Source organism: Rahnella sp. 2050 (assembly GCF_040544515.1).
In the GTDB taxonomy this organism is placed as follows: Bacteria; Pseudomonadota; Gammaproteobacteria; order Enterobacterales; family Enterobacteriaceae; genus Rahnella; species Rahnella aceris.
The window spans coordinates 24985-48234 of record NZ_JBEPKE010000012.1 but is presented as its reverse complement, the minus strand read 5'-3'; the positions used below and the strand labels follow the sequence as shown (position 1 = coordinate 48234).

General features: G+C 49.0%; 20 protein-coding genes and 1 pseudogene. 8 read left to right on the top strand and 13 right to left on the bottom strand.

Annotated features, from left to right (window positions below; all coding sequences use genetic code 11):
- The first annotated feature begins 11 nt into the window (after window positions 1–11).
- The 4 genes from ABIC79_RS24425 to ABIC79_RS24410 are packed head-to-tail and all read left to right on the top strand — an operon-like array spanning window position 12 to window position 3934.
- The gene (locus ABIC79_RS24425) at window positions 12–1121 is read left to right on the top strand and encodes an ABC transporter substrate-binding protein (RefSeq protein WP_241917318.1); all 1110 of its coding nucleotides are present in this window, start codon (window positions 12–14) and stop codon (window positions 1119–1121) included.
- Window positions 1105–2055, top strand: a complete 951-nt coding sequence (locus ABIC79_RS24420; RefSeq protein WP_013578303.1) for an ABC transporter permease — start codon at window positions 1105–1107, stop codon at window positions 2053–2055. Before ABIC79_RS24425 ends, ABIC79_RS24420 begins: the two co-directional genes overlap by 17 nt.
- Complete coding sequence (locus tag ABIC79_RS24415) at window positions 2052–2846, top strand: ABC transporter permease (RefSeq protein ID WP_013578304.1); 795 nt, start codon at window positions 2052–2054, stop codon at window positions 2844–2846. The genes ABIC79_RS24420 and ABIC79_RS24415 overlap by 4 nt, the downstream gene beginning before the upstream one ends.
- Window positions 2843–3934, top strand: a complete 1092-nt coding sequence (locus ABIC79_RS24410) for an ABC transporter ATP-binding protein (RefSeq protein ID WP_013578305.1) — start codon at window positions 2843–2845, stop codon at window positions 3932–3934. Before ABIC79_RS24415 ends, ABIC79_RS24410 begins: the two co-directional genes overlap by 4 nt.
- A gap of 1026 nt (window positions 3935–4960) precedes the next feature.
- Here the strand turns inward: ABIC79_RS24410 and ABIC79_RS24405 are convergent.
- The 8 genes from ABIC79_RS24405 to ABIC79_RS24370 all read right to left on the bottom strand — a co-directional run bounded on the left by ABIC79_RS24405 (window position 4961) and on the right by ABIC79_RS24370 (window position 13348).
- On the bottom strand, window positions 4961–6025 hold the full coding sequence (locus tag ABIC79_RS24405) for a Replication protein (protein ID WP_241917317.1): 1065 nt from the start codon (window positions 6023–6025) through the stop codon (window positions 4961–4963).
- 272 nt (window positions 6026–6297) lie between these two features.
- Entirely contained in the window at window positions 6298–6564 is a 267-nt protein-coding gene (gene repA / locus ABIC79_RS24400) for a replication regulatory protein RepA (RefSeq protein WP_241917316.1), read from the bottom strand.
- A gap of 591 nt (window positions 6565–7155) precedes the next feature.
- Complete coding sequence (locus ABIC79_RS24395; protein WP_354568755.1) at window positions 7156–8430, bottom strand: efflux RND transporter periplasmic adaptor subunit; 1275 nt, start codon at window positions 8428–8430, stop codon at window positions 7156–7158.
- The gene (locus tag ABIC79_RS24390; protein ID WP_241917314.1) at window positions 8423–9907 is read right to left on the bottom strand and encodes a TolC family protein; all 1485 of its coding nucleotides are present in this window, start codon (window positions 9905–9907) and stop codon (window positions 8423–8425) included. Before ABIC79_RS24390 ends, ABIC79_RS24395 begins: the two co-directional genes overlap by 8 nt.
- Window positions 9900–11150 (bottom strand): ABC transporter permease, encoded by a 1251-nt coding sequence (locus ABIC79_RS24385; protein ID WP_420878720.1) that lies wholly within the window; start codon window positions 11148–11150, stop codon window positions 9900–9902. The genes ABIC79_RS24390 and ABIC79_RS24385 overlap by 8 nt, the downstream gene beginning before the upstream one ends.
- Entirely contained in the window at window positions 11137–11850 is a 714-nt protein-coding gene (locus tag ABIC79_RS24380; protein WP_241917312.1) for an ABC transporter ATP-binding protein, read from the bottom strand. Before ABIC79_RS24380 ends, ABIC79_RS24385 begins: the two co-directional genes overlap by 14 nt.
- Complete coding sequence (locus tag ABIC79_RS24375) at window positions 11850–12827, bottom strand: hypothetical protein (protein WP_241917311.1); 978 nt, start codon at window positions 12825–12827, stop codon at window positions 11850–11852. The genes ABIC79_RS24380 and ABIC79_RS24375 overlap by 1 nt, the downstream gene beginning before the upstream one ends.
- A gap of 50 nt (window positions 12828–12877) precedes the next feature.
- On the bottom strand, window positions 12878–13348 hold the full coding sequence (locus ABIC79_RS24370; RefSeq protein WP_354568752.1) for a hypothetical protein: 471 nt from the start codon (window positions 13346–13348) through the stop codon (window positions 12878–12880).
- Window positions 13349–13844: 496 nt separating this feature from the next.
- Here ABIC79_RS24370 and ABIC79_RS24365 point away from each other — a divergent pair, with 496 nt between their 5' ends.
- Window positions 13845–14114, top strand: coding sequence for a hypothetical protein (locus tag ABIC79_RS24365; protein ID WP_112198284.1), 270 nt, complete (start codon window positions 13845–13847; stop codon window positions 14112–14114).
- A 390-nt stretch (window positions 14115–14504) separates the two neighbouring features.
- On the opposite strand, the gene ABIC79_RS24360 is transcribed toward ABIC79_RS24365, so the two are convergent.
- Window positions 14505–16277 (bottom strand): sensor domain-containing phosphodiesterase, encoded by a 1773-nt coding sequence (locus ABIC79_RS24360; protein ID WP_119261680.1) that lies wholly within the window; start codon window positions 16275–16277, stop codon window positions 14505–14507.
- A gap of 418 nt (window positions 16278–16695) precedes the next feature.
- Here ABIC79_RS24360 and ABIC79_RS24355 point away from each other — a divergent pair, with 418 nt between their 5' ends.
- Entirely contained in the window at window positions 16696–17226 is a 531-nt protein-coding gene (locus tag ABIC79_RS24355) for a GNAT family N-acetyltransferase (protein ID WP_047609663.1), read from the top strand.
- Window positions 17226–17443, top strand: a pseudogene (locus ABIC79_RS24350) (DUF7661 family protein). Before ABIC79_RS24355 ends, ABIC79_RS24350 begins: the two are co-directional and overlap by 1 nt.
- 242 nt (window positions 17444–17685) lie before the next feature.
- Here the strand turns inward: ABIC79_RS24350 and ABIC79_RS24345 are convergent.
- From ABIC79_RS24345 to ABIC79_RS24335, 3 genes are all read right to left on the bottom strand, one after another.
- Window positions 17686–18057 (bottom strand): VOC family protein, encoded by a 372-nt coding sequence (locus ABIC79_RS24345; RefSeq protein WP_241917310.1) that lies wholly within the window; start codon window positions 18055–18057, stop codon window positions 17686–17688.
- A gap of 456 nt (window positions 18058–18513) precedes the next feature.
- Entirely contained in the window at window positions 18514–19137 is a 624-nt protein-coding gene (locus ABIC79_RS24340; protein WP_241917309.1) for a histidine phosphatase family protein, read from the bottom strand.
- 194 nt (window positions 19138–19331) lie between these two features.
- A complete protein-coding gene (locus ABIC79_RS24335) occupies window positions 19332–20570 on the bottom strand; it encodes an IS110 family RNA-guided transposase (protein ID WP_241917308.1) in 1239 nt (412 codons plus the stop codon).
- Between the two features lie 540 nt (window positions 20571–21110).
- Between ABIC79_RS24335 and ABIC79_RS24330 the strand changes: the two genes are divergently transcribed.
- Window positions 21111–21707: a nucleotidyltransferase domain-containing protein gene (locus ABIC79_RS24330; RefSeq protein WP_241917307.1), complete on the top strand. Its 597-nt coding sequence runs from the start codon at window positions 21111–21113 to the stop codon at window positions 21705–21707.
- Between the two features lie 80 nt (window positions 21708–21787).
- Here ABIC79_RS24330 and ABIC79_RS24325 read toward each other — a convergent pair whose 3' ends face one another.
- Window positions 21788–22744, bottom strand: coding sequence for an IS110 family transposase (locus tag ABIC79_RS24325; RefSeq protein WP_241917306.1), 957 nt, complete (start codon window positions 22742–22744; stop codon window positions 21788–21790).
- Window positions 22745–23250 lie beyond the last annotated feature (506 nt).

The window sequence follows — 23250 nt, the reverse complement described above, 5'->3', positions numbered from 1 at the left end:
ACTAGGAGAGAATGATGCGCGTGAATACCACTGCAGGACTGCTCGCCAGCGTGGCGACAATGGCGCTGGCCGTCCTTCCCGCCGCTGCATCGGCACAAGACCTCAATGCCCTCGTCGCTGGCGCCAAAGCTGAAGGTCAATTGACAGTGATTGCCGTTTCACACGACTGGTGCGGTTATGGAGCTCTCATTCAGGGCTTCAAGGACAAGTACGGCCTCGTCGTAAATGAACTGAATCCAAACGCTGGTTCGGGAGAAGAACTTGCCACGATCAAGGCTAACATTGGGAACACGGGACCGCAGGCTCCCGACGTCATCGACGTTGGCATGGTGTTTGGTCCGACGGCCATGCAGGACGAACTACTGCAGCCGTACAAGGTCAAGAATTGGGATTCGATTCCGGACGCCGTTAAGGATCCGGAAGGGCACTGGTACGGCGACTATTATGGCGTGCTGGCATTCCTTGTGAACAAGGACGTGGCCAAGAAAAGCCCTACTGATTGGTCTGATCTTCGCGATCCGATGTACAAGAAAAGCATTTCGTTACCAGCAGACCCGAGAACGGCGAACAACGCGATCCTGAGCATTTATGCCGCCGGACTGGCCACTGGCGCGAAATCGGGTGCCGATGCAGCCAGGGCGGGTATAGCGTTCTACCGTCAACTCAATGAAATCGGTAATCTCGTTCCGACTTTCGGTACCGCTGCTGCAATTGCCAAAGGCGAAACGCCAATTACATCACGCTGGGACTTTAACGGAGTCATCTACAACGAAAACTTCCACGGCAACCCTCTCATTGAAACAATCGTCCCCAAGGTGACCGTTGCGGGCGTTTACGCCCAGGCGATCAGCAAGTATGCACCTCATCCCAACGCGGCGAAGCTCTGGATGGAGTACTTGTATTCCGACGAAGGGCAGATCGGATTTCTGCACGGTCTCTGCCATCCGATCCGTTTCGACCAAATGCGGAAGGCTGGCTCAATCACGGATGAGATGGTCGCTAAACTTCCTCCATCCGGGGATAATGTCGTGTTCCCGGCACTTCAGGAGCTGATCGAAGTCGGCAAGATTGTCGCTGAAAACTGGACTACGAGCATCAACGCAAATGCCAAGAAGAACTAAGGTGTCCCTGTCGAAGAAGGAAGTCACTGAGTTGGGGATTTCCGAACCCTGCGAGCTTCCTATCACTCGTCGAGCTTCGGCGTTACGACGATTGGATTGGTCCGCGTTGATCGGAGTCGCGCCGTTTTTCATCTTCGCTCTCGTGATGATGGTCGCGCCAACAGTTTCGCTGATCGCCAACGCGTTTGTCGATCAGCAGGGGCACCTGACGTTCGGGAATTTTGCTGACCTCAACACGCCTGAGGTTACAGGCGCGTTTGCCGAGTCTATAAGGCTCTCTGCAGCGTCAGCTGTGCTTGGTGCAATAATTGGCCTAGGCCTTGCTCTAAACGTGGACCGCGGTATAGGCAGCACTAAGGTCCGTTCTATCGTGATGACATTCTGCGGCGTCGCTTCGAACTTCTCGGGAGTTCCACTCGCCTTTGCGTTCGTCGCAACACTTGGACGTCTCGGATTAGTCTCCGTAGCAATCAAGGCGGCCTTTGGCATAGATATTTATGCCAAAGGCTTCGATCTGGCCAGCTTCTGGGGTCTAACAGTCACTTATCTCTTTTTCCAGATCCCGATCACGATTACCATCATGATGCCAGCCATTGATGGCTTGCGTAGAGACTGGCGCGAAGCTGCGTCAATCCTAGGCGCCAGATCTTGGCAATATTGGCGACATATTGGCCTGCCCATCTTGTGGCCCAGCCTCCTTGGGACACTAGCGCTCCTTTTCGCGAACTCGTTCGGGGCAATTGCCACAGCCTATGCCCTCACCGGTTACGCGGTGAACATCGTGCCGATTCTGCTATATGCGCAGATCCGTGGTGACGTCCTGCACAATGACAGTCTCGGTGCTGCACTGGCGCTTGGCATGATTATCGTCATGGCGTTTGCCAACACGATCTATCTTATCCTCCGCACCCGCGCTGAACGGTGGCTCAGATGATAAAAACTATGCATCTTCTTCGTTGGATCTGTCTGTCCCTAGGTGTTGCTTTTTTCCTCATGCCATTGATCAGTACAGCAGAGTTCTCGCTTAGCCTAAGGCGCGATGGCTACAGTCTCGATGCCTACCGTTACGTGTTCGCCGATCCGGATTTCATTTCGAGTTTCAGTTATTCGGCGCTCATCGCCTTATGCACCATCTTCGTAGGCACTATTCTCGTCGTGCCAACCGTATATTTGGTACGCCTGCGCCTCCCATGGCTTCGGCCAGCCGTCGAGTTTATCGTGCTGCTGCCGCTGATCGTTCCACCAATAATATTGGTGTTTGGCTATGTGCGAATGTTTTCCTCTTCATCGCTGCTTCCTCTTACAGGAACTTCTCGCGGGTCCGATATATTGTTGATATGTGGTTACGTGACGCTAGCGCTTCCGTATCTGTATCGAGCTGTTGATACCGGCCTCCAAGCAATCAATGCCCGCGTTCTCACTGAGGCTGCAACAATTCTTGGCGCCAGACCAATCACTATTATTGCCCGCATAATTCTACCAAATATACTGGTTTCAGTGTTGTCTGGTGCGTTCCTAACTTTCGCCGTTGTAATCAGTGAGTTCGTGATGGCGAGTCTTCTCACGAGGCCTGCCTTTGGCCCCTATATCCAGAGAGTTGGGGTCGCAAAGGCCTATGAACCGGCGGCATTGGTTATTCTGTCATTCTTCATTACCTGGACCGCAATGGGACTGGTCCAAGTTTTGGCGCGTTTTTCACCTAATGTGCAAAGAGAGAGTAAATGAATCTGGTCGCGTCCTCCGCTAAAACAAATACCGCCCTTCACCTTTCCGGGGTCATCAAACGGTTCGGGGAGCATGAAGTCGTTCGCAATCTAGATCTTGAAGTACGAAAAGGCGAATTCATTTCGGTTCTAGGCCCATCAGGCTGCGGAAAGACTACGGTATTGCGTATGATTGCAGGATTTGAGCATCCGACAACTGGCCAAATTCTGATTGATGGGAGAGATGTTTCCAGGTTGCGCCCAGATCAACGCAACCTTGGAATGGTATTCCAATCTTACGCGTTGTTTCCGAATATGTCGGTTGCCGCCAACGTCGGCTTTGGTCTAAAAATCGCGGCCATGGCAGATCGAGACATTCAAAGGCGCGTTGCTGAAATGTTGGAACTCGTCGGTCTGACAGGGTTCGAGCGGCGCTTTCCTTATGAGCTTTCGGGCGGCCAGCAACAGCGCGTGGCTTTGGCACGAGCGTTGGCAACAAAACCAGCGATGCTATTGCTTGATGAACCGCTCTCGGCACTTGATGCAAAGATTCGTCTTTCTTTGCGTGAACAGATTCGAGACATCCAAACTGAACTTGGCATCACCACGCTTTTTGTGACTCACGACCAGGAAGAGGCATTGTCGATGTCTGACCGGGTTGCTGTCATGAACAGCGGAAGAGTTGAGCAATTTGGCACACCACTTGAAATTTACAATCGTCCGGCCACTCGTTTCGTCGCATCGTTCGTTGGAACGCTTTCTGTCCTCAATGCAACACTATTGGACCCTGCGAGCGGGGCAGTGGAGGTCGCAACCGCAACTCTCAAAAATCTGGAACTTCCGCAGGGTTTAGCGCGGGGCGACCATATCTCATTGGCAGTCCGGCCTGAAGCAATACGCTTTGGCGTCCACAAGGGAGATGCCATACTGAGAGGCAAGGTTACGGGGGTTGGCTTTTATGGTTCCGTAATTCGGGTTCGCCTGCTCGTTGGCAATGAGACAATCACTATTGACATGTTTAACACGCCACTATCCTCCCCGCCGTCGCGCGGCGAGGACGTTGATATTTCGATAGACCCTAACAGCGTGTTTGTGATGCGAGCGGAATAATGAGATCTGTTGCAACGTTTGGTTACTGGCTGTATCGCAAGGAACCCTAAGATTGTTTTCGGAGAGTCTTGATGTACAAGGGTACCAAGTTGAAGAGGTTCATTAGGGAAACGGTGAACGGCCGCGTAACAAATTCCTTGAATGCGATGGGTTGTATTTTTTATGCACGTAAGTGCATGAAGGCGACAATGATTGTTGCCTGTGACACCATCAGCTAAGGGTCGCCGTGACGCGGCGCAGCCGCCCTGGTTTTATAGGTAACACCGATGCCCGTCCCTCGCCCTGCCAGACCATTGCTGCTCACAGCAACGAAACGTCAAGGTACGCGGTCGGAGTGGTCCTGGCGAAGCCAGGGCGTATCTCCGCGTTAGCGCCTTTGGCGCTTACGAGCGTGTTCCCCAAAACCAAAGCGAAACCTCTCAAAGCGACACTACCGCAGTAGTTACAACATTCACTTTTAAAGCCACTCTGTTCCGGGCCTTTGGCCCGGGGCGGGGCGGCTTTTCAGGTGGGCGGAGGGGGTGCGTTTGTGCTCGGTGCTGGGGGTTGACGTGGTTGAAGTTTATTGAATGTTGTAACTAATATGATGAGTGTTATGCCCCGGCTTGTCCGGGGAGCTACTTCTTTTTTTGCCCTGCCAAATGATGCCGTTGATAAGGTGTGGTTGCCCTGAGCATAGCGAAGGGAGCTACTCCAGATGCCATGCCGTGGCTGGCTCAGGAGTACTCTTTCTTTAGAAAGCTTGTTTTGTTCAGAAGTAACGTTCGAAATTACTCATATCTGAAGAAGGATTTTCGAAGTTAATGGGATGCCTCGACCGGGGGAATTATCTCTTCGAATTTAAACGATTATTTATTAATCAGACGTTGGCCAGCGCCGTATCGTGAGCATGCCCCGACCGTCACCGGTGCACATTTTGGCGGACAACAGACGTGGGGAAGCCTGCCAGGCATCCGCGAACGGAAAAAATGCCAGCATCAGGCCCGCAAAATCGCAGGAAGGGGAAAGGTTTAGAGAGGAATGTGGTTAAGACAGTGGAACGCCGGCGCGCTCCAGGAGCCGCTCATAAAACGTCTCAGCATCCGTGGACAGCAGCGTCGGGAACTCGGCTTTGAGGGCACTTTCCAGCGACATCTGCGCAACCGTGGTGAGCAGACCACTGGCCGTAAAACGCCGCCAGGCGTTCTCATGCGTGGCCGTGCTATTTTTTGGACGCAGCTGCCGCACTTTACGCGCCTGTTCGTCAAGAACGGCGCCAATATCGGCCTCAGTTCGCGCTTTTTCATCGCGCAGCTCCGGGCTGACAACCCAGCGTTTTATCTGTCTCAGACGGTTTTTAAGTGAATGGTGGCGGTCAATATTGATGCCCAAACGCGCCATTTTGAGCAGGTGACGCTGATATTTCTGCTGCATCGACTCCGCCAGTCCGCTGGCTACCGCCCACTGGCGATATTTATGCAACCACTCCCGGATGCTTTCAACGGCGATGCCCCGTGAAGTAAAGCATTTGTCGGTGAGAAAAATTCGCATGGGCTTGTTCTGGCCAGAATCGGCTTCGCGGTCACGGTGTATCACCACGTAGTCCAGTTGCTCCATCACCCGCAGGGCATGGAGCAGAACGTCATAGGCTTTACGACCATTCTCATAAACGTGCAGCGCATTCATGCGGCGGGCAATCTCTTCCACCGGCAGCATCATTTCGAAAAGGTAATCGCTGTCCGGGTTGTAGTCACAATTTGCGGCCAGAACCAAAGAGAGACAGGTCAGCGCCTCACGGCTCTCAGAGCGTGGGGTAATACGCATAGGTTTAGGGGTAAAGGAAGGGTCAGAAGCACGAGAGTAAGGCGTGTAACCAGTACGACGAAGCGCGATCAAATCGGCATTTCGACGCCAGTCATGCTGACGGAAGCAGGCCACCACTTTTGCAGCCATGCCGCGCGGCGTTTTGCCCGTGTAGACCGGCTGGTTGTTGCGGTGCGTCTTCGACTGCCCTTTGCGCAGACGGTTAGCTTCACCCCGGCGCGAAGGACGATAAACACAGGCAGAAACACTGTTTGCTAACGGTGAGAACGGAAACTGTTGTTCAGACACGGCTCCCAACGCTTATGTTGCGCCGGAGGAGTTGACCTTTAAAAGGCATAAATCTATACTCCCTGCATAGAGCAACAACTCTATACAGTGTTAGTGAGCCCCGATTATCTTTCCTCGCCCGCCAAAGTGAAGAAGATATTCGGGGTTTTTGCTTTTCTGGGCCTGTAAAACCTTCTACACAGTACCCATTCCCTGCCACCTTACGGCGTGGCTCACCAAAATTCTCTAACTGATCAGCAATCTAACACCGGATCCCAAAACACTCAAGAAAGTTATTCCGTAACGTCTTCAGCTAACCGGCTGCTCGCGGCTTTGATTAATACTTCGAGCATCTCTGTTTGCGTAAGACCTTCTGCTTCGCATAAGCGTTGAAAGTCTTCTTTCAGCGCACTCTGCACGTACACACGGATCTCTTTATGGGTGTCTTTTCTACGAGCAACCAGAGCCTGCTGTCTTTCTGACGGCGACAATGGATTGCCTTTCCTGTAAGGGCGTTTATTTTTCGATGAGGAAGAAGCTACATTTGTGGATTGTGACATTTTTGGCCTCCCCAAGGATCTGAATATATCGTTTGGGAAAGCCTACTATAGATTCATTAAATCAGCAGCATAAAAAGCATTTCACTCCCGTTGGCGCGGGATAAGGCGAAAATGCGAAAAGAGGTAACGTTCGCCTATCAGGGCTCCGTTTCCCAAACGGAGCCCTGATAGGCGGCTGCGATTTTACCTATGGTCTGCTCCTATTCCGGACTGAACGCCGGTAACTCGGTGCCGGCGTGTGCAATGTTTACAAAAAATTGAATGTTGTAACTATAATTATGTTTCTTAGGTTCATTATAGTTCTGTGTTTTGGGCTTGAAGTGGGTGTAACTTGGGAAATACCCCTTGAATTGGCCATGCGGACTCGCTCAGTCTGGGTATTTTTACAGGTGGATGGCACAGCGAGTTTGGATAATTTAGCTCGTTGTATAGGCTATCACCGCGCCGGCGGAAAACACTAGGTAATGGGTATATGGGGTCAAAACCAGTTGGGGTGGCTTAAAAAAATGAAGTTATACAACTGAGCTTTTGCCTTCAGGTGGGCAACATAAACGAGGGGGGTATTGATTACTTTCTTTGAGACGGCCGCAGTCACGGAATCATCACATAACCCGCCTGTATTCCAAGTATCTCAACCCCCTGTGAAACTGTATTTCCTATCTTAACGTGTTGCTTAATTGTCTCAGTATCTAGAGTCTTTCGATACCATACCCAGGCTATGTCCCCCTCTCCGTGAATCGCCTGAGGAGGCACAACTATAGCTTTTTCATTTCTGTAAAGGATGACTACGACTCTCGCGCTCATCCCCAAACGGATCTGCTGTGCTGAATCTGATGGAAGGGTATCAATGGCCGCTACAACATCATAACGGGCTCCTCCTCCGTATGAATCTGAAGCGTTACTTTGTACGGAAATCGCTGCAATATGTCCTTCGAGAACGCAGCCAGTAAACCCATCGCCTGTAATTTTCACAGGCATTCCCACACGCAACTGGTAAAGGTCTGACTCGCTGACTTGAGTCAAAACCTGAAGGCGATCAAGCCCGATAACCGCCAGCAATGGCGTCCCTTGGCTTACCTGAAGCCCCGGTTGAGCAAAAATAGCCTTACTGCCGTCTGTTGTGTCAGGTCGTACCGCAATACCGGGAAAAGGTGCTTTGATAGTCTGTTTTTCACTTTGGGCTTTCAGCGTCTGATAACGTACCTGAGCGTTGAGTAGCCCCATTTCTGCGATTTTACGCTCCTCTCCCTGACCCCGTTCCTTAACATCGCGCAAGTCATCCTGTGCGCTGAGCAAATCCTGTTGCTGTGTGAGTTCCTGCTGAACAAGCGCATCGACCTCCATACGTGCAACGATCCCTCTTGTGAATAAGGCCCGTGTTTCGCGTAAATTTGCCTGAGTTGTGATTAAGGTGGTACGAGCCGATTGCTCAGATCTACGGGCACGGGAAACTTCAGGGCTGCTGCTCCAGATATCCAGCTGGTGAACTTCCCTCTGAGCTTTTATCAGTTCAGCCTGAGCCTGGCGCAGTTGAATCCCGATCATTTCGGGATCAAGCTGAACTAGTATTTGCCCTGTTTTAATTGACTCACCTTCCCTGACCCTAACCTCATGAATGACACCTTCGAAAGGCGCTGAAAGCGTTTGCTGCCTGGCAGCTTGTATACGGCCAACGAGACCCAATTGCTGCTCAATTTCCTGTTGCTGGACACGTACCCAGTCAACTAATTGTTCATGCGCGGGTTTTTCAGCGTATTGCACCACAGACAGACATATAGCCACGGTAACGACGAACAGCAGTATGATTATGATTGAAGTGCGCGTCCGAAGTCGGTCTAAGACCATTTGCCAGCGTTTCTTAGTCATTGAGCGAGATATCCCAACTTTGCAGGGTAGTACCTAGAATTTGATCCAGCTGAGCTTGTGCATTTAAATAGTTAATAAGCGCGTTGAGCCTGGCATTGTCCGCATTACGCAGGTCATTCTCAAAGCTCAGCACCTGGAAGTTGCTGGAGCGCCCTGCCGTGAGTTTCTCGCGCTCAATTTCCAATTTCCGTCTTGAGAGATCGCTGATGCGCATAGCAATCTCGTATTGACGCCAACGAGTGCCGATATCTCTGACCGCGTTAGTGACGTCAAGCTCCAGTTGCTGCCGGGCGTCTTGCAACTGGACTGCCTGCTTACGCACATTAACTTGCGCCTGAACCTCTTCCTGATGTGCACTCATATCTCCTACAGGTATTTCTACCTGTACGCCAACATAGTTGTCCCAGGTGCGGGATGAGATATTCTGTTCGCTTCGGGCGCGGATCTGGTTAGCCCCACCGACGAGTGAGATGTCCCACAGCCTGTTGTTGTTTGCTATGGCAAGGTTAATTCCTGCTTGTTTCCCCGCAATTAGTTGTGCCAGCCATTCTGGTTGTGAATTCTCAGCCTCAATCAGAGCTTGCCTTGCGTTAATGTCGATGCGCCTGATTTGTAAAGGCTCACTGGCAAATATCGGGGTATCAAGATTCAGTGCCAGAAGCTGTAAAAGCCTAAGCCTTGCAGTATCCTGCTGGTTACGGGCATCTTCCAATGCCAGTTCCTGGGATGCGGTATCGGCTTGCGTTTGTACAATCTCAAATTCTGCCATGCGGCCGGCGGAAATCATCGCCCGATTGACGTCAGCTAATTGCCGGGAGCGCTCCAGTGATTCCTGCGCAATTTTTACCTGTTCCTGGGCCTGGAGCAATTCACGGTAGGACATAATGATTTTTGTCACCGTCTGCATGACGGTGAGCTTTAACGAGAGGTGATTTATCTGCTCATTAAGTTGGGCAAGCCGAACGGGGGCGGTAGTGATATCTTTTCCAGCCCCGCGAAGCAGTGGCTGAATAACGGTGATGTTCGCCCCGTCATTACCGGAAAAGCCCGCATTTTTGGCTATCGTCTGGCTGCCGGTCCACCCTAGGCTGAATCGGGTGCCATAGGGAGTGAGTAAGGTTGTGGAAGGCGAAATATTACCCTGCCGATAACGGTCATCCTGATTTCTGTCAGACAAATAACTCGCACTTAGCACGAGCTTTGGTGTAAACCGGTCTTGCGCAACGCGCAGGTCAAACTTTTGAGATATCCTGTCAAGATAAACGCTGCGAATTGAGCGATTATCACGCAGACCCAGAGAGATAGCATCACTCAACGTAAGATCAATGGTCTGAGCATTCAGGGAAATCGCGTTTATGCCAGAAGTCGGCTGACTTAGCCTTGAAGCATGAGAGGGAAGTATTCTGTCCTCGCTCCATGCATATGATGCAATGGGTATGACAAGCACGATTAAAGTTAATAATCGACACTTACTCATCGCGCAGAGCCTTTATGGGTGACATCCGCGACGCATTTATCGCAGGCGATAATCCGAAGAAAAGGCCTGTAACGATAGCACTTCCAATGCCTAATGGAAGAGAGATCGCGGACAGAGTAAAGCTCTGCCAACCCGAATAATGGACGAATATCCATGACGCTGTCAGACCCAATGTTGCCCCAGCAAATGCCCCTGCCGTCGCCAGGACAACGGCCTCGAGTAAAAAAAGCCGGGCAATGTCTTTGGGGCGAGCACCGAGTGCCATGCGGACGCCTATCTCACGGCGTCGTTCAGATATGTTCATCACCATCACATTCATTACGCCTATACCGCCAACCAGTAATGAGATCCCACCAAGCCCTGAAAGCAGCCAGGAGAACATACGTGACTGCTGAGCCATTCCATCAATAAGTTGATGGGGTATTTGTACGTTAACGTCAAATCCGGGAAATTGTGTACTCAGCCATTGCTGAAGATGTAGAGCCCCGCTATCCAGCGTGCGGCTGTCAGGGTGGCGCGCGACCACTGCGGAGATCTGTGGATTAGGGACAATGCGCTGCATACTTTCAACCGGGAGAAAAATCGCCTCGTTCGGAGAGACAGGTACTAGGGGTGTAGAACCTTTACTCTTCAAAACTCCTATTATTTCAAAAAGATAGTCACCTATCTGAACCCAATCTCCCACATTTGCACTGATGCCAGCACTTCTCCATTCGCTTTGTACTTTTGCCCCTAAAACCGCATAGGTATTGTGCGCATCATATCTGCTCACAAAGCGGCCCATACTGAGATCCAGATCCAGTACTCTGGCTAACTCAGCGTTGGTACCAACAACAGAAATATTTAACGTGTGCGCTTTCAGACGAACATCCATATTCATGGAAATAATCGGTGCCGCTGACACAATGTTTGGCAGGGTTTGGTGCAATAGCGTTGCGTTCAGTATGGTGACTGCAGGGGGAGGATTAGTATAATTTCCCTGAGGGGGTTGAATGCTACACACCAGTAAGTCGCTGCCCATTCCCTTAAAAACGCTCATAGCCTGAACTCTGGCGTTATGACCGATATTCAGCAAAGCGACCACCGCCATACATCCCACGGCAATACCTAGCAAAGCCAGCACGGCCCGGCGACCTAAAAGGCGCAAATTTTCGAGCGGTTCGATGAAAAGATAGGTCCAGGAAGGACCGTAGTTTTCGTGCAATTCACGAAGAACTGTTACGCCTGAACTATCGAGGCGCATACCGGTCCTCAGCAACACGGCCATCACGCACCCTGATACAGCGCTCCATACGATCGGCTATCTTCTCGTCATGTGTCACAATGAGCAGCGTTGTGCCGAACTTATCGTTCAACGATAAGAGCAATGCAACAATATCCTCTGCTGTATCGTGGTCAAGATTTCCTGTCGGTTCATCGGCCAGTAACAATTCCGGCTCGCCAACCAAAGCGCGGGCAATCGCCACTCGCTGCCGCTGACCGCCCGATAAATCAGCAGGGCGATGATAAAGTCGTTCAGATAACCCCACCCGCTCAAGCTGTAATTGTGCTTTTTGTCGTGCAATGGTTCGGGAGAAACCTCTGTATAGCAGTGGCAAAGCGACGTTATCCAGGGCGTTCAGGCGCGGTAGTAGGTTGAACCCCTGAAAAACGAAGCCAATAATCTGGTTTCGTACCTTGGCCCGTGCATCTTCGGAAACTAATGACATATCCTCCCCGGCAAGAAATACCTGACCGGAGGTGGGCTTATCCAAAAGCCCAATAATATTTAGAAGCGTGCTTTTCCCAGACCCGGAGGTTCCAACAATTGCGCAACTTTGCCCGGCGGGGACTGATAACGAGACATTATTTAATATGGTATGCAACGTAGTGCCTGCCGGGTAAGAGCGTGTTATTCCTAACAAACAAATTACATGTTGAGACTGCTGATCAGGGAAATTCATCAGGCATCAATATTTTTGAATTTTTTATCTTCATCTTTCGAAAAATGATAATCAAATAATGTCGCTGGCCTGTCATGACCACTTTTTTCTATTTTTTCATTACTCGTAAAATTATCAAGTAATGAGGGAACACTCTGAGACTGAATATCAGGCATCGATACAGCATTCTTTTGCACTACTTTACCACCTACTAACTGAAAACCGTGCTTCATCCCTGTTTCAGTAACTGAGAACACACCATCCACATTGACGACGTCAGGCTCTTCAGTATGCAGAGTAACTTCACTGGCAGTATTAACGACGAAATTATTCTTTCCTTGACTTACGTAAGTGGAGAATTTAGACGTCTGGCCCTGCTCAGTAGATATTTCATTACTTCCAGTGTTATTAATTACCGATTCGAGATAAGCGAAATTTGTACGGTGCGCAAAAGAATAACCAGGGTCAAGTTCATATTTTACAAAACCTGGATCTAAGACTGAGCTGGATATATTTCCACTGTTCAATATTCTGGTCGCAGTGGCAGTATCATCCGCTGAAAAACTAAATGTCTGCAGGTGGCCCGTATTATCATAAGTACCACCATTATTCGCATTAGCCATTACGTGATTGAACATGCGATAAGTACCCAGATCATTCGCGAGATCATCTACATAACTAAGATCTGTCCCTTCTTGTTGCGCCTGAGCGTATAGATCCGACAACATATTACGGTCATCTTTAGTCAGAAAGTTGACAGATTGCATGGCCATGGTGTCTTTTGTCAGTGTCGTCTGGATTGTTGGATTAGCATCGGCATTACCAAACAACCGAGACATCATTAATCCCTGGCCACTGATAGTCGACTGTCCTGAAGACGGTAAGCTTGTATCCTTTACGAGGTTTGTCTGAGAAGGCTGGAGGTTAGTCGATTTTACGGTAACATCCGAGTTATTTTGCAACTTTTTATATGTGCTTGTTGATGTATTAATATTCATTTTAAGTTCCCCTCCAGCCTGGTTTTTCAGAATTGACAATTACTTTTTAATTAATAACTGTATTCCACAGTGACACTTTCCTGACGAGATGGCTGAGCCTGCGTACCTGCAGATCCCGTAATAGTATGCCGAACTTGAAGCTCTACACCCGATTTCAATTCATAGCTATTAAATGCTGGCGTTGTTGAAGATGCACCACTATTTACGGTCACGCATTTTGCTGGCGAAGCCTGAAAAGGCAAGTAATAACATAACTGAACAAGGTCCGAGGATGCTGATGGGTACGCAGCAATGTTGTACCTTACGAGAGTGAGAGTTTTTGTTTTACTTGCAGTACCGGAAGGGAAATCGGATGAGTTAATAAAAAAGTTCGTTAGTCCAACAGGACCGGTTCCATTCGAAAGAATACCGATCGTTGGTGCTGCGCTGGTTTTCGTAATTGAGCCTGTGATTGCGAAAGCCGGAAAGGAGGCAGTAGCGGCAGCGAACAACAAGGATAGAGAAACTAATTTCTTGTTCATTTTTTCCTAAATAAGTTTGGTCTTAAGTTACTTCAAGAATGGGGATAAAACATACAGCATTACGCATTCCATATTTATCCCCCCTTACATGTAAGCTCCGTCTACTTTGTAAGCAAAACTGGTAATGAAAACGTGTTTGATGCTTTAGAGAAGCCGGAACAAACTTGTTTTTTCATTGAAGTTACAGTTATCGGCAAAAGAGTTAGAGAACTTGAGGAAAATTTTCGTATCAGAAGAAGATTCAATAGCCAGTGACCTGCTCCCCGTTAATTAATAAGGAATGATGTTAGCAACGTCCGCTCTGGCACAAAGCTGCCCACGGCTGCAACTATGGGGCTATGAGTGAAAAACGGATATGCCCCTCACAAGGCCAAAGGATTGCTAATAAGAAATCGAAGTTCTTACCGGATTAAAAAATAAACTTGAAAATGTTTTCAGGATCCCCTCAAACTGGACATATTCTTTTAAATATCACCTTTTCTACATGGAGCACGAAATGCTGAATTACTTTTTTTTTCAAAAGGGTAAGCAAATTGTTGTACTGGAAAGCTCGGACGTGGGCAAAGCTTCTCAACTGATTGAACAAGGCTACGAAAAACAGTTTGAAGAGGTCAGTGCCACGAATGAAAAAAACGCGCTTGCACGCTTTGCTGATATTCGCCGAGATAACCAGATAGATCGCGATAACTTCCTGGCAGGCGCTGGGCCTATGCCCCTTATAGGTGGATTAACGGCCATTGCTGCTTATCTTGTTAGCAAAAAGTAGCTCAGCTACGAACGGCTGAGGGTGAACCGCCGGAAAAATGCACCCGCAATATGGCGGGTGATGGTGTACGCTCATGGCACAAAGCTGCCCACTGCTACGAGCAAGGGCGGCTATGAGCGAAAAGCGGACCTTGACATCTATTCCAATCCAAGCAAATTTGAAAAGTTTTAATAATTATAAAGTCTTAACTTGTGATTACTAAACTGAGGTTCCAATTGATGGCCTATCTCACTCATGCGTATGCAGGCGTGGTACAAAATGCGGCAAGTAATTACAGTTAAAATGCCAAACAATTTCGTAGAGACCGGTAAGCGCTAGGTTAGCAATGCAGTGTTCCTCAAAAAGGAACAGTTGGTGAGCTTACATAGTTATCCTGATAATTAGACCGCTTCATGGCTTCTTTTCCAGCGCTTCGTTTCTGGCCCGATACCACGCTTCAAAGGCAACCGATACCATCGGCTTGGCATAAAAATACCCCTGAACCTCATCGCACCCCAATCCTCTTAAAATTTCAACTGTTTGGGCGTCCTCGACGCCTTCGGCCAGGACGACATAATCAAGTTGCTTGAGAAGCATGACAACGTTGCGCGCAATAATAAGGCTGGGTTTGTCACGGGCAATCTCACTCACAATAGAGCGGTCGAGCTTGATTATGTCCATTGGAATTTGACGCAGGTAATTAATGTTGCTGTATCCAGATCCAAAATCGTCCAGAGATATTTTAAATCCGCGTAATTTGAGCATGGCCAGTCCGTTAAGAGCCGTTGGACTCTCAAGCATCTTCTCTGTCTCCAGACATTCCACCCCCAGTAGGGATGGATCTAAACGTGCGTCCCGCAATTTCTGTTCAAGCTCCTCAGCGAAATCTGGTCGAGAAAAATCACTGGCGGCAAGATTAACTGAAACGGGCAGAGAAAGTCCCCGATCCCGCCAGGCACTCAGCTGTGCGATGGTGTGATCGATTACCCACGCGGTGAGTTCACGCATCAGGCTGGTCTTTTCGACCAAAGGAATAAACTTCCCCGGCAGCACTTCGCCGTTTTTAGGATGCTGCCATCTTAGCAGTGCTTCAGCACCCGTTACGCGCCCCGTCACCAGTGAGATTTTCGGTTGATAGACCAAATATAACCCTTGGTTTTTCTTCAGCGTTTGTCTGAGTTCGGTCAGAAGGCTGAAATCACTCTTCTTGCGCATATCCAGTGCGCCATCATAGGTACTAAACCGTTGCCCATGACTTATCGACTCATGCAATGCGCTGACTGCGCGGCGCAGAATTTCATTTGGCGTCAGGTTGTTATCACAAAGTCCCGAGTCACCTATGTGGATATCCAAATCTAGCGCAACTTCCCGGTTGATTCTGGCTTGGGTTCCCTGAAGACTTAGGGTGATATCATCTAATGAAAGAGCCATCTGCGCAGGAGTGAAAAAGGCAAAGCGTCCGACCGCCACGGCATAGAGTTTCCCAGCAAACGGCAACCGGGCATGCAGTTCTGTAGCCATGTCACGGAGTAGATTTTCTACGACATGCATCCCCAATGAACGGGCCATCTCGTAGGCAAGTGGCATATCAATGCAGTCAATGATGATGACCCTGAAGGCGCCCACCGCCAAAATCTCGATGTCCTTCAGAAGTCGCTGTCGATTTGGTAAAAGGGTGACAACATCGATGTAGCCGAGTGCGTGCCAGGAGGCTAAGAAATCCGATATCAGCTCGGCCAGGGTTTCAAAAATACCAATCTGCTCATCTGAAAGTATCCTTGGCTGAATATCTAAGATACACAAGGTACCCACAGCAACCCCATCACGTGTTTTAAGAGGGCACCCCGCATAAAAACGAATGAATGGAGCCTCCCTGACAGCCTGATAGCGACAAAATATTGGGTGCTGATGCGTATCATCACAAATGATAGTTTCACCCTGTTTCAAGGTCTGCACGCAAAATTCTTCGCCCAAGTTGGTTTCCGCGACTACGATACTCTGAGCAGAATTATGGTATTGCTTTTCATCATCGAGAATCGACACAAAGCCCATCGGCATTTTCAGCAACTGGCAGACAAGTTGCGTGTATTTTTTTAACGCTTCGTCCCTGCCTTTATCAGGATTTTTCAACAGGTCAATCGCCGCACGTCTTTTACTTTCATCGTTACTGAGATCAGTCAACATACCAAAGCTCTCCGGTGCAGTAGATTTTCAGTCATCCCAACCCACTGATCGAGTGTATCTCTTTATTAACGAATGATATCAATATGAGCCCCATCATCTGCCTCGCACCTCACATTAAAATTTTTTCCATTGATTGTCTGCGAAAATATCGCCCGCCAGAAGTGCCCGGAAAATCTGCCGCATGCCGGTAGCCCACTCTTGGCTAAAAACATACGTTAACGGTGGAGCGTCCGCTGATGGCACAAAACTGCCCCTTCCAAGGACGTAGGGCAGCTACGAGCGAACAGCAGACGTTTACTGAGGACTACTAAATATTTTCATCATTTTAAACATAACATCCCTGTTGTGAATCTGAAGTATTTTGGTTATAAAAACAGCAAGATAACTCATTGAATGAATCAAAAACTCAGGAGACATTTTGCCGATAACTACCTCTCGACTGCATCTTCGCCCTGTAATCAACTCAGACGGAGATGACCTTTTCAGAATTTATGGCGACCCTGCCACAAATACGTTTAATCCTGCAGGACCGTATCCTGATATTGATTATGCTCGTGATGTCTTGGCTCGATGGCTTAAACACTGGGAAGATTACGGTTTCGGAAACTGGGCTATCTCGTTAAAAGATAATCCTGAAAGGATTATCGGTTTTGGCGGGCTAAACATCCGCAGTTATGCCGATATTTCTATCAATAACTTGGGATATCGTTTCTCCACTGAGTCATGGGGAAAAGGCCTGGCGACAGAGTTTGCTAACTATGCGGTCAGCTATGGGTTTAATGAGCTCAAACTGCCTGATATATCTGCCACAGTAAGAGCAAATCACCTGGCGTCACAGAAAGTCCTAACGAATGCCGGACTAAGGTATGTACGTGACATTCATGATGTGGAAAATGCTCCAGCCAGCATGCTGTTTACACTGACCCATGCCGAATGGCACAAACAATAATGTTGATTTACAACGTATTGGGACGACACATTGGGATCAAGCGCGAAGATGATCGCTGCTGATATTTCGCGCAGACCTGACAGAGCGAAAACTTTCCCGACTTTACAATATTACTATTCCGGACAGTATGGCAGAAGATGAGATCATTGGCTGTCTGGGCGATATTTTCCATGAAGCAGCAACAGAGCGTCATCCTGATGTGATACGTGTTGAATAGCAATCTGTCAGGCTCACCCTCCCTAATACAACCGTTTTACCATAAGTCCTTCAACTTCCGCTCATGTAACAAAGCCGCCCGAAGGTGCGGACAGACTGCTATGAGCGAACAGCGGAAGTAATGAATCACTACAGGTATTAATAGCATTACCGTGTCTTAATCAGCGGAGAGTAAGCGACATCTTTCCCTGTCAGTTCGGTCGCCATTTGTCGGCGACCGATTTGCGCAAAGACTACTCTTAATTACTTCCTCAGAATCTGTCCAACGTCTATTCGATTTCCATCAGGATCAGCGAAAACAAATGCCCGCATGCCGTAATCTTTATCTTGTATGCCTTTGATAATTTTGGCACCGATATTCTGACATTGGATATAAAATGCATTTGCGTCATCTACAAGAAGGTGTGCGACAGGAAAGGAAGGCGCTTTGTGCTGTGGCTGCAGAGTCAAATGTAGCTCAGCGTCTTCACGCTTTAATATCATGAAGCCCACAGGGTCTCCATTTGCAAAAACATCATTGAAACTCAGTCCATTGATGTAGAAGTCACTGGAAATTTTGATGTTTTTTACGGGTATTACGGCTGCTATACGACCAAATCTAACGGGATGCTGCATGATCAACCTCGTGGTTGTTAATCAATAGCATAGCGATGGGCGGTGCCGTAGCTAAGCGACTGGACGGTGCCAGGTGATTGATAAAAGTATGATATTTTCTTCATAAATGGAATTGAAACTTTTAAGTGCAGTGACAAGTACTCAACCGCTAACTTTCTGTTGTGATATTAACGTCCGCCTTTGGCACAGGCTGTGTGAAAACCCTGACCAAAAACTGAAGTGCGCACGTCTACGAAAAATCTGGAATTGATCGACTGGTTAGTAGAGCCTAATTTTAAGTATGAGCGCGATTTTCAGCTCTGTTTTTGGCAGTTTCATCGGCCAAAAAAGTTTTCACACAACCTGGGCACACAGCAGACAAGGCCTTAGAGCTGAAGGTCTGCTGAGAGCAAGAAGCAGAGATCGTGTTTACGGTAAGATCGCCGAACTCAAATGACCACTGGCCTTAAAAGGAATCTACCGTTCAAGTTGAAGTAGGTGTGTGGCAATTCCCCATCTCAGTGCTATACATTTTTCATCAAAAAAATCGAAAACAGAGTAACTCGCATTGGGGTGAGCGTACCGGGAAAAGTTATCGATAGTCCCTTCTTTAAGTATTGCCAGCACTCCCTGACTGACATGCCCATGCGAGACGATACATATGCACTTATGTTCTGTGGTGCCTTGCAGGTTTTGTAAGAAACTTATTATCCGTTGAGTTGCCAGTGATAGTGACTCCCCCTCTGGTGGACAATACTCTGCATCAAGTCTGAATAACGCATTTACATCGTTCGGATAGTGTTGCAGGAGCTGTGCCGTTGACATGCCTTCAAACTGACCAAATGCCTGTTCTTTAAGGGCAGGTTCAGCCATCAATGAGCAACGAAAGCACTCAGCCAGGCTCTGTCCCATTTGCCAGGTACGGCCAAGCGGAGAAGCGTAAACACATTCAACTCGGTAATCACTTGCGGCAAACGCTGCCAGTAAGGCTGATGTTTGGCGCTTCCCCCGGTGGGTCAACGTACTATCGCTCTGCCCCTGAATAACTCCTCTCACATTCCACTCTGTTTCTGCGTGTCGAACAAGAATCACTTTCATCATTAGTGGACCATGCATCTTGTTGATTTAAATGTCTTAGACCAAGCATACCAGCCTGCTGTAGTGGAATGCTTTCTGTTCCGGACGAAAAACAGTAACAAGTGTAGCTGAATGCAAACCGGGATGGCCTGTCCCAAGAGTGAGGCGCTGAACGTAGATAATGTCCGCTTCACGCCCTGAGACATTCGACAAGTTTTTTACGGCATCAGTAAGGGCGATTTTCGCTCTTCCAGTGCCAGCAAATATTTCGCTTCGTCATAGCGGGTTCTGGTCTTCCAGCAGCGGTAAATGATCCTTAGCCATTTGAATGCCAGAGCCCGGATCGCGGATTGATGAGATTTTCCCTTTTCTCGCTGCCCCTGATAATACAATTTGGCCCAGTATGATGAGTTAACCGTCTTGGCAGCCCATTCAACAAAGGTCTGCCTGACGAACTTCGCACATTGCCATCGCCAGTGAACCCAGGATTTCTGGCCACTTCGTTCTGTCACCGGTGCAATACCTGCGTAGTTTTGAATTTCTTCAGCGCTGTTAAACCGGTCTCGGTTATCACCAAGTGCAGCAAGCATACGTGGGCCCATACACGGCCCCATGCCCGGAAGTGATTTGAACAGCCCCGCATCTGGCAATGTGTCAAACAGCGTTTCGATTCGTTCGTCATAGGTTTTGATGATTTCACTCACGACTTTAATTTGTGTCGCCAGTGCTGTTGCCATCAAAGCATTAGCCTCTATAACACTCGGGTCTGTCGTCAATGGGATCGCGTTATCAATACTCGCAACACGTTGCTCGGTAAGGGCTATTGCGCGGCTACCTTTGGCATTCAGAAAGTTGCGGATCGTGTCGCGCCTGGCGCGTTTCAGTTGTTGCAGACTGGGCCACCGCATAATCAGTTCACACAACAGTAAGCTACCCCTATGTGAGAACCACTCCAGGGGCTGAGGGTAATACTGTTTAAGCGTGTTGATTATCCGGTTCACAAAGCGGCGTTTATCTTCAACCAACTGACGACGCTGCTCAACCAATTGCTGGAGTAACCGGATATCCGCATTGTCGGGTTCAATGGCTTTTATCTTTTGGGGATAACGCAGCATTAACTCTAATGCCAGCTCGGCATCCTGCGGGTCATCTTTAGCGCCGCTGGGCGAGAAGGCTTGCCGGTAACGAGCCAGGGACAAAGCGTGGACAGGGAAAACAGTGATAAACGGATATTTCTGAAGAGCATACACCACGGGGCCCTTCTTCAGCTCAAGGGCGATAGCTATTTTGCCTTTCACCTGTTTGTGCAACGCGTTGAGCCAGGCATCAAGCGCTTCTGCTGTATGTTCAATCACATGGAATGTGCGTTCGCCGTTTTTAAACTGAACGCAAACATCATGCTTTTTATCCGCCCAGTCCAGACCAACATGAGCAGCAAACTGATCTATCGCAGTCATAACCAACTCCTTTTAACCGGGGATTGGTATGCATTCCACGCTCTTCGAAAGAAATATAGTCAGCAGTTTGTCTGCATGCCCTGAGTATTCGTTAGCGAACGTGGAGCACTTACTGGCTCGAAAGCAAAGCGGCAATCATCAAACCACATGATTCTGGCACAATATTCGTAACCAGTAAGCGCATACCCTGAATCACTTAAAAGTGTAACTCTCAGGGTTCGAATGACTATACCTGGCACAGGCTGTGTGAAAACCCTGACCAAAAACTGAAGTGCGCAAGTCTAAGCAAAATCTGGAATTGATCGACTGGTTAGTAGAGCCGAATTTTACGTATGAGCGCGATTTTCAGCTCTGTTTTTGGCAGTTTCATCTGCCAAAAAAGTTTTCACACAACCTGGGCACGAAGCGGACATACGCGGTATGTGATATCGTAAAGCCAGACGCATCAATGTTATCGTCGTCCGCGATGCGAAGGGCCGTTATACCTAACTGAGTAATGCGGCGTTCGAGTAGATAGAAAAGCAGAAGATGAGAATGAGGATGCAGCATATTCCCGATGATGCGTGGGACGCCTGGACACCGGAACTGCTTTTTCACCGCTTCCGCTATCAGAGTTCGCCTTGGTACGTTGTCGGTGGTTGGGCACTGGACCTGTGGCAGGGCCACCAGACCCGCGATCATGAGGACCTGGAGTTTTGCATACTTTCCGAGGATATCGATCTTTTTCGCTCCCAGTTACCCGAGCTAGATTTTTTCGAGGTCCATAACGGCATGTTTGCTTATCTTGCCCCTGAAATGAGGCCTCGACCAGAGACCTACCAATTGTGGGGAGCCGACACGACCAACGCTTGTTGGCGAATAGACATGATGATCGAACATGGCACCCCGGAAATCTGGACTTATAAGCGCGACCCATCGTTCCGTTTGCCTAGGTCGACTGTCGTTCGAGAAACACCATCCGGAATTCCTTATCTCGCTCCTGCTCTCGTCCTTTTGTTTAAGGCAAAACACATTCGGCCCAAAGATGCTGCAGACTTCCAGGCTGCGCTGCCGAAGCTTCACGTTCAGGAAAAAGCCGACCTACAATGTTGGCTGGAGGCGATGTATCCTGGACATGAATGGATCACACAGCTTTAAGGAAAGGCAGGATGGCCGCTATTGGCACAGAGCAGCCCCTCAGGAAGACCCTGATATGCCATTACATCTGAGAGTGAAAACTAAGGGGTTAGACTGCTTGCCCCCTCATAAACCCAGTCTTTTTGATCGCGAAACATGGCATTAAGTATCGTAACAAACTTCCTTATACAGGCTGTAAGCGCCACTTTTTTGGGTTTTCCCCTTGCTAACAGTCCGTTAAAGAAAGCTTTGATTTGAGGGTTATAACGGACCGCTGAAAGCATGGACATAAAGAGAGTGGCGCGCAGACCAGACCTTCCACCCCAGATCGCCCTTTTCCCTCGGAGTTGCCCACTGTCTCTGTCATAAGGACAAACACCAACCAAAGCTGAAATCTGTCGACGCGTAAGACAGCCCAGTTCCGGAAGCTGTATCAGCAATGTGGCCTGCGTTATGGGCCCGATACCTTTTACCTTATCAAGCAACAGACGCTTTGCTGCCAGATCGTCATCCTGGCGTAGCCGCTGCTTAATTTCGGCATCCAGTACATCAATCTCAACATCGAGCCATTCAATGTGCCGCATAATTCCTTGTTCAACATAAGCGCCGCATCGTTCTTTGCAACGGTTAGATTCCATCACACGGTTCTGAACCAGCTGACGCCGACGTGTCAACAGTACGGCCAGGTCTTGCTGCTGCTCGCTTTTCGCCGGTCTGAATTGTGGAGTCATGCGTCGGCCATATTCGCAAATAATTCTCGCGTCAATTGGGTCGCTCTTTGCCACCTTCCCCATAGCTCTGGCAAAGTTCTTGATCTGACGAGGATTAATTACTGCGACCGGCAGACCCGCAGCACTGAGCATTAACTCGGCAGTACAGTGATACCGGCTTGTTGCTTCCATAATTATTCCCGTAACAGAAAGCCCGCTCAGAGCTGCCTGCAATTCAAGTATTCCTGCAGCTGAATTTTCCAGATGCAGTAGCTGCCCGGTAGTATCGATAAATACTTCCAGAGTGTTTTTAGCTACATCTATACCGATTGTGGTTTTATCACTCATGTTCAGTTCTCCCTGCCTTGCAGATACGGGCTGTTTGCACGCCCCGGCAATTGTTCGGGTTAATACTGAGAATGACGTTGCGCAATGATGCTCACCCTCGGGCTCATATCCCAGGACGACGAACGTGCTGCAACATCAGGTAAAACACAATGAGTGTATACGCTTCTCACTGTCATCCTAAACATACAAGGAGACGACGGAGTGAACACTTGCAGGCGCAGCGGCCCGGCTACAGTGCGGGCACGGGGTTGGCGCTAACGTTAAGGACGTGGGGGGATAGCACGGAAGTGAGCAAATCAGGGCGGCACCGTCAGGTGCTATGGATGTGGAGCAACGCGACATCCTTGGGTGAAAAGCCGCCAGGCACAGGACCGGCGCAGAAAGGTACACCGACTTACCCCCCGCGAATACCGAAGTTACTCAGTGAATCTGTGGATAACCGGCTGCGGTTTGAAATGAGGCGGTAGTCTGCGACGACCGGGGCGGTACCCGAAATGAATGGCAGC